The sequence below is a fragment of the Bradyrhizobium sp. LM2.9 genome (assembly GCF_054056555.1).
This window is the reverse complement of sequence record NZ_JBSRYJ010000002.1, coordinates 4776907-4789795: the sequence shown is the minus strand read 5'-3', so window position 1 is coordinate 4789795 and position 12889 is coordinate 4776907. Positions and strand designations below refer to the sequence as shown.

Below are 12889 nucleotides of genomic sequence, written 5' to 3'. Positions count from 1 at the left end.
GCTGAAAGCAGTCGGAAAATGCTGGCGCGCCTGGGTCTTCGCGCGGCGGACAGGCCGTCGCGAACGTGCATTTCCAGAAATTGCGAGAGGAGAGGATTCGATGGAGGAGATCGAAGTCTTTCTGGCTGTCGTCGAGGCCGGCAGCCAGACCGCGGCCGCGCGACAATTGGGACGGTCGCTGCAGTCCGTCAACCGGGCATTGGCGGCGCTGGAACGCAACGTCGGTGTTGAGCTGGTGCGGCGGACCACGCGGCGATCGCTGGCGACTGAAGCGGGACTTGCGTTCTATCATCGCGTCAAGCCGGCCTTTGCCGAAATCAGCGAGGCGCGCCTGGAAGCGGCCAACCGCCGCGTCGAGCCGTCGGGTCTTCTCAGGGTCGCCGCGCCCGTCCTGTTCGGATCGACCCACGTCGTGCCGGCGATTGCGGATTTCATGGCGCGCTTTCCGCGGATCGAAACCGATCTCCATGTCTCCGATCGGCCCATCGACGTCGTCGCCGATGGATTCGATCTGGCCGTGCGGATCAGGGAATTGCCGGATTCCTCGCTCAAGGCGCGGCGGCTCGGCGAGCTTCGCACGGTTGTCTACGGCGCACCCGGCTATTTCGCGCGCCATGGGCGTCCGCATCATCCCGACGACCTGACAGACTATCAATGTATTCTGCGCAGGACCGGCCCGGGTGACACGGAAGCGTGGCGGTTTCAGATCGGCGGCGAGGTGAAGATGGTGCAGGTGAACGGCCGCTTCCGGACCGATAATACGACGGCGGCGCAGGCGGCTGCCTGCCATGGCATCGGCGTCGGCTATGCGCCGTTCTGGCTGATACGCGATCGCGTCGATGATGGCGCGCTGGAGATCGTGCTGGAGGATTTCGAGGCACCGCGCATGCCGGTGTACGCCGTAGTCCCGCCGAGCGCGGCGCCGCCGGCCAAGACGCGCCTGTTCGTCGATCTGCTGGCGGGGCGATTGAAGCGCGAGCGGCTCTAAGAGCCCCGGCTCTCTTACCCATTGGCCACGTGCATCGCCGGCGTGCGTTCCGTCCGCATTCTCCCGGTTTGCGGGAATGTGTATCCCGCGATGTGCCGGTTGTTCGGAGGCGCGGGCGATCGCAGTTTGCGGGCCACGGGCACTTATCCGCCCGGTCCGGCGTGAAGGACCGCACCATGACCCCCAATCGACGCGCGCTGCTGCATGCAGGTGTCAGCGCCACCGCGACGCTAGCTTCCCTCGCTCTTGCCGGCCAGTCGCGCGGCCCGGCCGATGGACCATTTGCCAGTGCCGCATCGAACTGCAACCCGGAAGCTTGCGCGGCCGCGGGTGAGGATTTCGGTCACATCATCCACAAGCAGCCGCGTGCCGTGTTCAGGCCGACGACGATTCCCGGGATCGCGGAGATTCTGCGATGGGCAGCGGAGCAAGGGCTGACGGTTGCCGCGCGCGGGCAGGGCCATAGCATCTATGGTCGTGTCATGACGGAAGGCGGCATTGTGATCGACCTCGGCGCGCTGGCCACCATCCATCGGATCGAGCCGGACCGTGTCGTGGTCGATGCAGGTGCGATCTGGCACGCGGTGCTGGAAGCGACCTTGGCCAAAGGGCTGGTTCCGCCGGTCCTGACCAACTACCTCGGCCTGTCCGTGGGCGGCACCCTCGCCATCGGCGGAATCGGCGGATCGTCGTCGCGACATGGCCTGCTGACGGACCAGGCTATCGAGCTCGATGTGGTGACGGGCGAGGGCCGGCAATTGACCTGCTCGCCAACGTCCAACGCCGAGCTCTATGATGCCGTTCGGGCCGGGCTTGCCCAATGCGCGATCATCACGAGGGCGACGCTTCGGCTGGTGCGTGCGCCCGAACGGGTCCGACGCTTCCAACTCTCTTACCCGGATCTCCCCTCGCTGACGGCCGATCAGCGCCGTGTCCTGGCGGAGGCGCGCTTCGATCAGCTGCAGGGAGCCGTCGTGCCAGAGGCGGCCGGTGGCTGGCGATACCTGCTGGAAGCAGGCGTGTTCCATGACGGCGATTCTCATCCCGACGACGAGGCGCTGCTTGCAGGTCTGTCGGATCGCCGCGGGAGCGCCGTCGTCACCGACTTTGCCTTCCGCGACGACGCCAATGCGTTTGCAAAGCTGGAAGCGCTTCTGAGGGCGAACGGTCAATGGTTCAATCCGCATCCATGGCTTCTCGTGTTCCTGCGCGGCAGCAACGCGCTGGAGATCGCGAGCGAGGTCGTTGCCGGGACGAAGAGTGAGGACATCGGCCCGTTCGGACGGATCACCTGCTATCCCATGATCACGGATGAATGCCGCACGCCACTGGTCCGGTTGCCCGACGAGCGGATCGTGTTCGTGTTCAATCTGATCCGTATCCCGGTATCGGCAGACAAGACGAATGCCGAACGGCTGGTCGCGCAGAACCGCGAGCTGTACGACCGTATTCGCGGCGCCGGCGGCGTGTTGTACCCGGCGAGCGCGTTTCCCATGTCGTCCCAGGATTGGGCCGATCATTTCGGGGTGCAGTGGCCGTTGCTGCGCGATGCCAGGCGGCGCCACGATCCAGGCAACCACCTCACGCCCGGCTACAATCTGCTCTAGCGGGAACGGATCCCGGCGGCCGCATTCGCATGGCGTCGCGAATTCAGGAGAAATCGCTCCAGCTCAGATGTCGCGAATCGAGATCGCCGACTGAAACTGTGCCGCGGATTTCGTGCGGTACGTGGAAACTGCTGCGGAGATACACGAGCGCCGCGGCTGCGTCGGAATGTGACACGTAGCGCACCTCGCCGACGAAGATCGAATGCGTCTTCGTTTCAAATTCCTGCGCCAGTACGCAGTCGAATGCGGCGACCGCATCGCTCAGCACCGGCGCGCCGGTCTCGCCGCGCTTCCATTGGCCGAACGCAAAACGATCGTCGCCGTTGACGCCCTTCTGGCCGCTGAAGGTGAGCGCCAGCAGTGCATGGTCCTCGTGCAGGAAATTGATCGCGAAGGCGCCTTCCTCGCGGATGCGGGCATGCGCGCTGGCGTTGCGGTTGACGCAGACGATCAGGGACGGCGGTGAGTCCGATAGCGAGCAAGCCGAGGTCACAGTTAGCCCGGTGCGCTTGCCGTGCTCGGCGCCGACCGTCACCAGCGCGACGGCACCGGCGCATTGGCGCATCGCCTGCTTGAAATCCTTTGCGTCCACGCTCAAGCGATAATCTCCAGAAAGAACGGGTGCGGCACGATGGCGCCGCACCCGCGTCGGGTCAAGCCGCCTTCATCGCGGAGCCGAGATGCTTCAGGCGCGGCATCACCTCGTTCCTCAGCAACGACAGCGAGTGATGCCAGGCTTCAGCCTTGTGCTTGTAGTCGAAGCCGAACACCAGCAGCACGCCGAAGCCGCCGACTTCGTCGTAGATCTTCTCGATCTTCTCGGCGACGGTCGCGGGCGAACCGACGATCCAGTTCCGCTTGGCGCAATATTCGACGGTGACGTCGCTATCGGGCACGTCGGGCGCGTGCTTCAGATAGTCCTTGAAGCCGAAATGGCCGAGCAGCGGCAGGAAGTACTCGCCCATCATCCGGCCCATCATGTCGCCGGTCGAGAGCTTCCAGGCCTCCTCGTCGGTGTCGGCGACGAACACCTCGCGAACCAGCCGCCAATCCGCGCGGTTCGGCTTGCGACCGGTCTTGGCGGCACCTGCTACGACCGAATCCCAATGGCTGCCGACATAGGCCGGGTTGAGGTTGAGGCTCATCGGGATGAAGCCGCGCTCGCCGGCGAGCTTCAGCGTGTCCGAGTTCTTCGAGAGCCCGGCGACGCCGATCGGCGGATGCGGTGTCTGCAACGGCTTGATGTGAGGCTTGAGGAAGTCGAACATCGTGTCCGGCTTGGTCACCGTCCAGAATTTACCCTTGTAGGTCCAGGGCGCGGGGTCGCTCCACATCTTCAGGATGATCTCCAGCGCCTCGCGCGTCATGTCGCGGTTCTGTCCACTCATGCCGTCGACGTTGAACATCGCCCAGTCGCTCGGCAGGCCGCTGGCCGCGACCCCGAAATTGAGCCGGCCCTCGGAGAGATGATCGAGCATGGCGACGCGGTTGGCGAGCTCGGCCGGGTGGTGATAGGGCAGCAGGAAGCCGCCCGGTCCGATGCGCAGGCGCTTGGTCTGCATCAGCGCCTGTGCGATCAGCAGATCGGGCGTGGGATTGGGCTCCCAGGGCGCGGTGTGGTGCTCGCCGACCCAGGCCTCCTGATAGCCGAGCTCGTCGAGCCAGCGCATGACCTGCAGGTCCCAGTCGTTCCCTTCCTTCAGGCCGCACTCCGGCGGGTGCGAAGGCATCGTGAAATAGCCGATCTCCATGGGGTTCCTCATCTGATGTTGACGCGTCTTGTTGCGCGGTTCACGGACGTGAGCGGGGACACTTTAGCAAGCGGTGTGCCACCTCTTCGCAAGCAGTGTGCCAGCGCGAGCGGCACCTCAGACCCGCGAGAAAACGCTGGTTTGCAGCCGCAATAGCCGATATCCCGGGGCAGATTTGCGGGGCCTCGTCTCAGTGTCGCGAGACGGCGTCTTGGCAGTGAGACGAGGATACGAATTGAGATGACCGAACCTGCCTATGTCGCGGTGGACTGGGGCACCAGCAGCTTCCGGCTCTGGTTGATCGACCGCGCCGGCAAGGTGCTGACCGAGCGCCGCAGCGACGAGGGCATGCTGGCGGCGGCGAAGGCCGGCTTTCCCGCCGTGCTGCAATCGCATCTTGCGGCGGTCGAGGCTCCGGATCATCTGCCTGTGCTCGTCTGCGGCATGGCGGGTGCGCGTACCGGCTGGGTCGAGGCCGGTTATGTCGACACGCCGGCGCCGCTCTCCGCCGTTCTGAAGCAGGCCGCGCGGGTGCCGGGCGAGACGCGCGATATCCGTATCCTGCCGGGCATCGCGCAGCGCGATACAAAAGCGCCGGACGTGATGCGAGGCGAGGAGACGCAACTGCTCGGCGCGCTCGGTCTCGATACCGCCGGCGAGGCGCTGGTCTGTATGCCCGGCACACATTCGAAATGGGTGCGGGTGAAGGACGGAACGGTCGCGCATTTCTCCACCTTCATGACCGGCGAGTTGTTCAGCGTCGTGTCGCGCGAAACGATTTTATCGCTCGCGGTCGCAGGCGCCGATGACGCCGAAGATGTCGCGAGCTTCAAGGCGGCGGTGAAGGCCGCGTACGAAGCTCCGGCCTTCGCGGCCAATCTTCTGTTCACCGCGCGGTCGCGTCAGCTCCTGTTCGAGGGCACACCGGCCGCGGCGCGCGAAACGGTGTCGGGCACGTTGATTGGTGTCGAGCTGGCAGCAGGGCTCTCCGGCGTGGTGCCGAAAGCAGGCATCACGCTGATTGCCTCGGGGCGGCTCGCGATGTTGTATAGGCTGGCTTTCGACGCGCTGTCAGTGACAGCCATGCCGATCGATGCGGATGAAGCCGTTCGCCGCGGTCTGTCGATGGCCGCTGCCGCGATCTGGGCGAAATGAGAGGACTATTGAGATGAGCGTTCCCTTTCCGGCGATGAAGCGACCACTTGTCGCGATCCTGCGCGGCGTGAAGCTTGAGGAGATCCAGGCCATCGTCGGCGTGCTGATCGAAGCCGGCATGACCGCAATCGAGATCCCCCTGAACTCGCCGGATCCGTTCCGTTCGATCGCCACGGCCGTGAAGCAAGCGCCCGCCGGCGTGCTGATCGGCGCCGGCACCGTGCTGACGACGGCAGATGTCGATCGTCTCAACGACGTCGGCGGCAAGCTGATGGTCTCGCCGAACGTCGACACCCAGGTGCTGGCACGCGCGCATCAGTACGGCATGATCACGATGCCCGGCGTGTTCTCGCCGACCGAAGCTCTGCTCGCGGCGCGATCGGGGGCATCGGGCCTCAAATTCTTTCCAGCCAGCGTGCTCGGTGCGTTCGGCATTGCCGCGATTCGCGCCGTGCTTCCGGCCGGCGTGACGATCGCCGCCGTCGGCGGCGTGTCCGATCAGAATTTTGCCGAGTACATCAAGGGTGGCGTGACGGCGTTCGGGCTGGGCTCCAGCCTCTACAAGCCCGGCATGACGGCAACGGACGTTGCCGCTCGCGCGAAATTGACGATCACCGCCTACGATCGGGCGATTGCGAAAGACTGAGCCCGCAATAAACAAGCCGTGATGCCGTCACGGTCGCGCGTTATCCTATCTTGCTGCACCAGCGAGATCAGGAGACCGACATGGCGATCAACAATGTAGCCGATCTGTTCGTGGCAACGCTCGAACAGGCCGGCGTCAAGCGCATCTACGGCATCGTCGGCGACAGCCTGAACGCGCTGACCGAAGCGTTGCGGCGGCGCGGTACGATCGAATGGATTCACGTCCGGCACGAGGAGGTCGCGGCCTTCGCCGCTGCCGGGGAAGCGGAGATGACGGGCAGCCTTGCGGTGTGCGCGGGCTCGTGTGGCCCCGGCAATCTGCATCTGATCAACGGTCTGTTCGACGCCCATCGCAGCCGCGTTCCCGTGCTGGCGATCGCTGCGCAAATCCCGACCGCCGAGATCGGCGGCGGCTATTTCCAGGAGACCCATCCGCAAAACCTGTTCCGCGAGTGCAGCCATTATTGCGAGCTGGTCTCCGATCCGAGTCAGCTACCTTATGTGCTGGAAAACGCCATCCGCGCGGCGGTCGGTATGCGCGGCGTTGCCGTCATCGCCATGCCCGGCGATGTCGCCTTCCGTAGCCCACCCAAGCGCGCGCTGTCGACGGCGCGTGGCCTTACGCTGTCGGCGCCAAAGGTGGTGCCGCAGGCCGATGAACTGAAGGCGCTCGCGGACCTCCTCAACGGCGCCGAGCGCATCACCTTGTTCTGCGGCCGCGGCTGCGCCGGCGCGCATGCGCCGTTGATGCAGCTTGCGGAGGCCTTGAAGAGCCCGATCGTGCATGCGCTTGGCGGCAAGGAGCATGTCGAATACGACAATCCCTACGACGTCGGCATGACCGGCTTCATCGGCTTCTCCTCGGGCTACGCCGCCATGCACGCCTGCGACGTGCTGGTGATGCTCGGCACTGATTTTCCATACAAGCAATTCTTCCCGACGGATTGCCAGGTCGCGCAGATCGACATTCGTCCGGAAAATCTCGGGCGGCGCTGCAAGATCGATCTCGGTCTCGTCGGCGACGTCAATCTCACCATCGAGGCGCTGCTGCCGCTGCTCAAGGCCAAGACGCAGCGCAAGCATCTGGACGATGCGATCGTGCACTACAAGAAGGCGCGCGAAGGTCTGGATTCTCTCGCCAAGGGCACACCGGGCAGCAAGCCGATCCATCCGCAATATCTCGCAAAGGTCATCAGCGACCATGCGTCTGACGATGCCGTCTTCACCGCCGATGTCGGCACGCCGACGGTGTGGGCCGCGCGCTATCTCGACATGAACGGCCGCCGCCGGCTGATCGGCTCCTTCGTGCACGGCTCGATGGCCAACGCCATGCCGCAGGCGATCGGCGCGCAGGCCGCGCAGTCCGGCCGCCAGGTGATCTCGCTCTCGGGCGATGGCGGCTTCACCATGCTGATGGGCGACCTGATCACGCTGACGCAGATGAAGCTGCCGGTGAAGGTGGTCATCTTCAACAACGGCGTGCTCGGTTTTGTCGCGCTGGAGATGAAGGCGGCCGGCTTCGTCGACACCAATGTCGATCTGGATAACCCCGACTTCGCGGCGATGGCGCGCGCGATGGGCATCTTCGCGAGGCGCGTCGAAGATCCCGGCGAGCTTCCAGGCGCGGTGAAGGAGATGCTGGCTCACAACGGACCGGCGCTGCTCGACGTCGTCACCGCAAAGCAGGAGCTGTCGATGCCGCCGACCATCACCCCCGAGCAGATCAAGGGTTTCAGCCTTTGGGTGCTGCGCGCCGTGATGAACGGCCGCGGCGATGAGGTGCTCGATCTCGCCAAGACAAATCTGTTACCGCGCTAGCCCCGTTTGACCGACGGCACGGGCAGCCGCTCGTGGCGGCGCTGGAAGCGTTGCCAGTGCAGCACGATGCCGATCAGCAGCGCCGGCACGAAGCCGAGTGCGATCAGGAAATGCGGCAGCTGCGTCGGCGAGATGAACGCGATGCCGATATCGGAGATCAGCCACAATGCGGCGAACATCACCACGAAATCCAGGCGCGGGCAGCGCAGATAGTAGAACACGGCGGTAATGACGACGGCGGGTCCGATGGCGATGCCGATCATCACCGCCGTCAGCTCCTTCGGCGTCAGCGCGTCGAGCACCATCGATGCCAGCAGCCAGAGCGCGGCGAACATGGCGACGATGTCGAGCGGATGCCGCAACCCAATACCTCTCGCAGAATCGCGCTATCGTTGTGGCCCGGGCCCCGGCCGTCAAGGGAAAATGCGCCTATTCCTCGTCGTTTCCGGGCGTCGGCCGCAGCATGAAATGGCCGAAGGCGGTGGCGATCGGCTTGTCCGCATCGTCCTGCCAGGCGCGCGCCTCGAAGGCGACGATGCGCCGGCCCTGCTTCACGATCGAAACGTTGGCGAACGTGTCGAGCGCGCGGCCGGAGCGCAGATAGTTGACGGTCAGTCCGATCGGCTTGGGCAATGCGGCCGCGCCGAGCTCGCGCGCCACTCCGAAGATCGCGGTGGTCTCGAGGAAGGCGCCGGTCATGCCGCCATGGATCGCGGGCAGGATCGGGTTGCCGATGATCTTTGGCGAGAACGGCATCGTCAGTGTGCCGTCGTCATTGACGCGAATGCCGAGACAGCGCGCGAACGGGCTGTTGGCGAACGGGCCCGCCGGATCGTCCGGCGCTTCCAGCGACGGGATGCTGGGCGAATCCGTCCTGCGATCCGCGAGCATGTTGGTGCGGTTGGCGCCGATCATGAAGCAGGCGGTGGCGGTCGCGACCGGATCGTCCTCGGATTCCTGATAGGCGGTGGAGCGCACGAAGGCGATCGAGCGCGTGGTGCGGTAGCAGACTGAATGCGCCTTGATGTCGAGGCCCGGCGTTGCCGGCTTCTGGTAGTCGATGCGCAGATCAAGCGTCGCGATGGCGCTCGTGCCGTCGAGCGCGAGCTGCACCGCCATGCCGCAGCTCTCGTCCAGCATCGCGGTGACGACGCCGCCATGCAGCACGCCGGTCTCGGTGTCGCCGACGAAGACGGGGCGGTAGGGCAGGCTGGACCAGGCCTCGCCAGGCGCGAAGCGGTCGAGCTGGAGCCCGCTGATATGGCCGTAATCGGAGCGGCGTCCCCGGATCGCCTCGGCGAGTTCCTCAAACAGAAGTGTGGTCGGTGAGCTGGACATGACGACGTTCTAGACCAGTGTCGGGTGCGGCGCAAAACCCCGAATGCGCGTCCACGGCAGGTGTGCCGGGTTTGGCCTCGACAGAGCGGGCCGAAGCAACGATGGTGGGCGCTTCGTCCTATCGACTAGCCGTAAGGAGTGTGCCCATGGCCGATCCCGAAACGCCCGCCACCAGCCAGGGGCCCGTCATCATTTCGACCTCGAGCTCGGAGCGGGCGCCGATCATCTATTTCGACGGCGCATCCTGCTTCGGCCACCACAACGGCGCGATCCAGATCGAGCTTGCGGCGAACCTGTTGATGCCGGTCGGCGCCGCCGTGAGGGTTGACGTCGTTCAGACCGCGCATCTGCGCTGCAGCGTGGCCGCCGCGCTGGCGCTGCGCGAAGCGCTCGAAAAGGCGCTGGCGATGTATCAGCAGGGCCAGCAGCAGCCGGCCGAGGAGATCCCGACGGTGAAGAATTGAAGCAGGCAACGTGATCGCAGAGGGCCTTCATGGTTCGAGACGCGCCGTAAGGCGGCGCTCCTCACCATGAGGGTCAAAGATCACGCCGCGAGGATGGCCTCATCCTGAGGAGCCCGCCAAAGGCGGGCATCTCGAAGGATGGCCGCAAGCATGTCGATTGTCGGATGCAGATAGCCTTCCTTCAGCCCACATGCACCTTCGGCTTTCTGCCTTCGTTCCACTTGCCGTCGAGCGCGCGCTCGATCTGGGCGGCGAGTTGCAGCAGGAGGCCGTCATTGGCCTGCTTCGCAATCGCCTGGATGCCGAGTGGCAGGCCGTGTTCCTGCGTGGCCATCGGCATCGATATCGCCGGCATGCCGCAGAGATTGGCGAGCGGCGTGAAGGCGAAGAAGCGCCAGAGATTGCCGAACCAGTCGAGCACGTCAGGATTGTCGGAGATGGTGAGATATTCCCTGGTGCCGACCTTCGGCGTCGGCAGCGCGGTGATCGGCGTCAGAATCACGTCCCACTGCTCGAAGAAGGCGCCGAAGGCGCGTGAAGTCGTGTTGAACACGCCTTGCATCTTCGCCCGCCTCGGCAAAGCTCGTGTTCCGGCCGGCTTCCCAGATCCGGATGTTCATGGGCTCGATGAGATCTACCGGCGGCTTTTCCAGCCCGCGTGCGGCGAGCATATTGGAGATCACCACGGCAAAATTCGAGATGTAGCAGGTGGTCTGCGCTTCGAACGCGGCGCGGAAGTCGAGCTCGGGCAAGGCGTAATCGACGTGATGGCCGAGGCCTTCGAGGAAGCGGCCAGATTTCTCCAGCTCGGCGGCGATCTCAGGCGTCGCGGTGTAGTCGCCCCAGGTGTGCGACAGCGCGATGCGAAGCTTTGACGGATCGCGCTTGATCATCTCGGAATAGGGCTGTGCCGTGGTCCAGAACGGCATGAATTCGCCGGGTGCCGCTCCCCTTGCATGATCGACGAAGGCGGCGGTGTCGCGCACGCTACGCGACTGGCAGCCCTGGATCGAGACCAGCCCGGTGAGGTCCGACATGTGCGGGGCGAGCGAGAACACGCCGCGCGAGACCTTAAGACCGATATTGCCGTTGACCCCGGCGGGAATGCGGATCGAACCGCCGCCATCGGTTGCATGTGCGATCGGCACCACGCCGGCCGCGACCATCGCGGCGCTCCCCGCGGACGAGCCGCAAGTGGTGTAATCGGTATCCCAGGGATTGCGCGTGACGTAGACGGCCGGATTGTCGGCCGAGCTGCATACGCCGAATTCCGGCGTCGTGGTGCGTCCGATCAGGTTCAGCCCGGCCTGGCGGAATTTGCCGGTCAGGAACGTATCGGCCGCGGCGCGATTGCCGCGCATCAACAGCGAGCCCATTTCCTGGAGCCGGCCCTTCATGGTGGGGCCGAGGTCCTTCACCAGGAAAGGCAGGCCGGCGAACGGCCCGGCGAGATTGGCGCCGTCCTTGGCCGGATCGGCGATCACGTCCTCGAACAGCTCGACCACGCCCGACAGTGCCGGATTGACCTTGGCGACGCCCGCAGCGGCTTGGCGGGCCAATTCCTTCGCCGTCAGCTCGCCCTTGCGGACGCGCGCCGCCAGTCCCACGCCGTCGTGCTGCGCCCATTCATTCCAGCTCATCGGGAAAGTCATGCGATCCAAACCTCTTCGTGCGGCGCCATCTTAGTTTCGCAGAGGAGCACTTTAAACAACTGAGGCGACGCGAAGGGCAGGGTTGCGCCGGATGGAGAGGTCGGCCGCAAACCCGCATTGCATGCGGATGCATCAATTCGAGAGCTTTGCGATCGCCGCGACCGGCCCGCCGCCGGCCGGCCCCTGATGCTCGGCGCCGCCGGAGACATAGATCGCGCCGGTGCCGGCGAGGCCGGCGATCAGGCCGCCGACGGCGGCACGGGCGTGGCGCGTCGAGCTGATGTCGGTATCTTCCAGCATGGTGTGGCGAAAGCCGCGCACGTTGCCATCAGGCGAAGCCTCGGCCTTGGCGAAGATGTTGACGAGCTCGCGGCCCGTCGTCGCGGCGTCCAGCCCGACGCTCTCCAGCGCGGCAAGTACGGCGGCGGCGTCGATGGCATCGCTCATCACGGCATGCCCGATCTCGAATTCGCTCGTCGATGACATCGCGTTGCCGAGCACGATGACGACGTTGTGCATCAGCTCGATCCCGGACGAAGTCGAGGCGACCCTCGAGAACAGATCGTAACGTTGCAGCACGTCGTCGTCGCGAATGTCGGAGGCGATCTCGCCGAGCGCGACCGCAACCCCGAGCGCGGAGGCGCCGCGCGAATAGGCCATCGAGCTGTAAGCGCTGGTCGTCACCGTCTTGTTGCCGCGCGCGTTCGCCGCCTCGACGCGATCGCTGGTGAGCAGCGGGCACTTGATCTGCACGAAATGGATGTCGGTGGGGTCAGCAATGCCGGCATCCTCCATCGCGGCTTTCACGGCCTTGGCCGTCTCCGTGATCTGCGCGGAGCGGCCGAGCTCTTCGGGCAGGAAATCCCGGGTGTGCGCCATGCCGATGCTCAGGCGTTTGCCTGATAAGCCCGCCGGTCGCTGCGAGACGTCCTGGCGCGTGAACACGGTGATGTGCGGGCTGAGCACGCCCTCGGTGCCGCCGGACATCACGAAAGCGATGCGCTGCTCGACTTCCTGCGGCGACAGGCCGAGCTGCGGCGCCAGCGCCGCGCACAGCGCGGCAACGGCATATTCCCGGGTAAAATCGTTGACGCCGCCATTGCCCTCGGTCTTGCCGAGGATGGCCAGGATGGAAGTCGGATCGATCGCGCCGGAGCCGATCATGTCCAGGAGGCCGGAGACGTCGCCGGGGCCCTTGGTGACGATCCTGATCACGCCGACCGATGTCGTCCGCATTATGGTCCTCACATGGAGTTCAGGAGCCCGGCGGACAAAACAGCCGCTGAACCGGGCCGCCTGTCAAGGTGTCGAGGCAATCCCCATCGTCGTCCTGGCTTTTGCCAGGACGACAGCAGGATGTGCGTCGTCTTCGACACCCCCACGATTGTGGCGAGATCGCATCGCTTCGACAAAAAATCCCATTGTCGACGGCCGCTCGCCGCACCTTGATGAATCAGCCCCGGTTGGTCCA

11 protein-coding genes and 1 pseudogene are annotated in these 12889 nt (G+C 65.2%); 6 read left to right on the top strand and 6 right to left on the bottom strand.

Annotated elements, in window-relative coordinates; all coding sequences use genetic code 11:
* The first annotated feature begins 100 nt into the window (after positions 1-100).
* Together ACVWW3_RS24955 and ACVWW3_RS24950 are read left to right on the top strand one after the other, a co-directional pair.
* Positions 101-988 carry a LysR family transcriptional regulator gene (locus ACVWW3_RS24955; protein ID WP_247339372.1) on the top strand — a complete coding sequence of 296 codons (888 nt, stop codon included), beginning with the start codon at positions 101-103 and terminating at the stop codon, positions 986-988.
* Positions 989-1164: 176 nt separating this feature from the next.
* Complete coding sequence (locus ACVWW3_RS24950) at positions 1165-2595, top strand: FAD-binding protein (RefSeq protein ID WP_456648338.1); 1431 nt, start codon at positions 1165-1167, stop codon at positions 2593-2595.
* Positions 2596-2638: 43 nt separating this feature from the next.
* On the opposite strand, the gene ACVWW3_RS24945 is transcribed toward ACVWW3_RS24950, so the two are convergent.
* Positions 2639-3193, bottom strand: coding sequence for a flavin reductase family protein (locus ACVWW3_RS24945; RefSeq protein ID WP_354047669.1), 555 nt, complete (start codon positions 3191-3193; stop codon positions 2639-2641).
* 55 nt (positions 3194-3248) lie between these two features.
* A complete protein-coding gene (locus ACVWW3_RS24940) occupies positions 3249-4346 on the bottom strand; it encodes an LLM class flavin-dependent oxidoreductase (RefSeq protein ID WP_247339375.1) in 1098 nt (365 codons plus the stop codon).
* A 240-nt stretch (positions 4347-4586) separates the two neighbouring features.
* Between ACVWW3_RS24940 and ACVWW3_RS24935 the strand changes: the two genes are divergently transcribed.
* From ACVWW3_RS24935 to poxB, 3 genes are all read left to right on the top strand, one after another.
* A complete protein-coding gene (locus tag ACVWW3_RS24935; RefSeq protein WP_456648339.1) occupies positions 4587-5501 on the top strand; it encodes a 2-dehydro-3-deoxygalactonokinase in 915 nt (304 codons plus the stop codon).
* Positions 5502-5514: 13 nt separating this feature from the next.
* Positions 5515-6147 (top strand): 2-dehydro-3-deoxy-6-phosphogalactonate aldolase, encoded by a 633-nt coding sequence (locus tag ACVWW3_RS24930; RefSeq protein ID WP_456648340.1) that lies wholly within the window; start codon positions 5515-5517, stop codon positions 6145-6147.
* 80 nt (positions 6148-6227) lie between these two features.
* A complete protein-coding gene (gene poxB / locus ACVWW3_RS24925) occupies positions 6228-7964 on the top strand; it encodes a ubiquinone-dependent pyruvate dehydrogenase (protein WP_456672167.1) in 1737 nt (578 codons plus the stop codon).
* Here the strand turns inward: poxB and ACVWW3_RS24920 are convergent.
* Together ACVWW3_RS24920 and ACVWW3_RS24915 are read right to left on the bottom strand one after the other, a co-directional pair.
* The gene (locus ACVWW3_RS24920) at positions 7961-8326 is read right to left on the bottom strand and encodes a hypothetical protein (protein ID WP_247339388.1); all 366 of its coding nucleotides are present in this window, start codon (positions 8324-8326) and stop codon (positions 7961-7963) included. The two genes, poxB and ACVWW3_RS24920, sit on opposite strands and share 4 nt — an antisense overlap.
* Before the next feature lie 67 nt (positions 8327-8393).
* Positions 8394-9302 (bottom strand): PaaI family thioesterase, encoded by a 909-nt coding sequence (locus tag ACVWW3_RS24915; protein ID WP_456648341.1) that lies wholly within the window; start codon positions 9300-9302, stop codon positions 8394-8396.
* A 146-nt stretch (positions 9303-9448) separates the two neighbouring features.
* Between ACVWW3_RS24915 and ACVWW3_RS24910 the strand changes: the two genes are divergently transcribed.
* Entirely contained in the window at positions 9449-9766 is a 318-nt protein-coding gene (locus ACVWW3_RS24910; protein WP_247339390.1) for a hypothetical protein, read from the top strand.
* Positions 9767-9947: 181 nt separating this feature from the next.
* Here the strand turns inward: ACVWW3_RS24910 and ACVWW3_RS24905 are convergent.
* Positions 9948-11418 (bottom strand): annotated as a pseudogene (locus ACVWW3_RS24905) (amidase).
* A 132-nt stretch (positions 11419-11550) separates the two neighbouring features.
* The gene (gene atzD, locus ACVWW3_RS24900) at positions 11551-12654 is read right to left on the bottom strand and encodes a cyanuric acid amidohydrolase (RefSeq protein ID WP_456648343.1); all 1104 of its coding nucleotides are present in this window, start codon (positions 12652-12654) and stop codon (positions 11551-11553) included.
* Positions 12655-12889 lie beyond the last annotated feature (235 nt).

Bases quoted from the DNA above. Each gene is read 5' to 3' on its own strand.
- ACVWW3_RS24955 (WP_247339372.1), top strand. From the start codon at position 101: ATGGAGGAGATCGAAGTCTTTCTGGCTGTCGTCGAGGCCGGCAGCCAG.
- ACVWW3_RS24950 (WP_456648338.1), top strand. From the start codon at position 1,165: ATGACCCCCAATCGACGCGCGCTGCTGCATGCAGGTGTCAGCGCCACC.
- ACVWW3_RS24940 (WP_247339375.1), bottom strand. From the start codon at position 4,346: ATGGAGATCGGCTATTTCACGATGCCTTCGCACCCGCCGGAGTGCGGC.
- ACVWW3_RS24935 (WP_456648339.1), top strand. From the start codon at position 4,587: ATGACCGAACCTGCCTATGTCGCGGTGGACTGGGGCACCAGCAGCTTC.
- ACVWW3_RS24930 (WP_456648340.1), top strand. From the start codon at position 5,515: ATGAGCGTTCCCTTTCCGGCGATGAAGCGACCACTTGTCGCGATCCTG.
- poxB (WP_456672167.1), top strand. From the start codon at position 6,228: ATGGCGATCAACAATGTAGCCGATCTGTTCGTGGCAACGCTCGAACAG.
- ACVWW3_RS24915 (WP_456648341.1), bottom strand. From the start codon at position 9,302: ATGTCCAGCTCACCGACCACACTTCTGTTTGAGGAACTCGCCGAGGCG.
- ACVWW3_RS24910 (WP_247339390.1), top strand. From the start codon at position 9,449: ATGGCCGATCCCGAAACGCCCGCCACCAGCCAGGGGCCCGTCATCATT.
- atzD (WP_456648343.1), bottom strand. From the start codon at position 12,654: ATGCGGACGACATCGGTCGGCGTGATCAGGATCGTCACCAAGGGCCCC.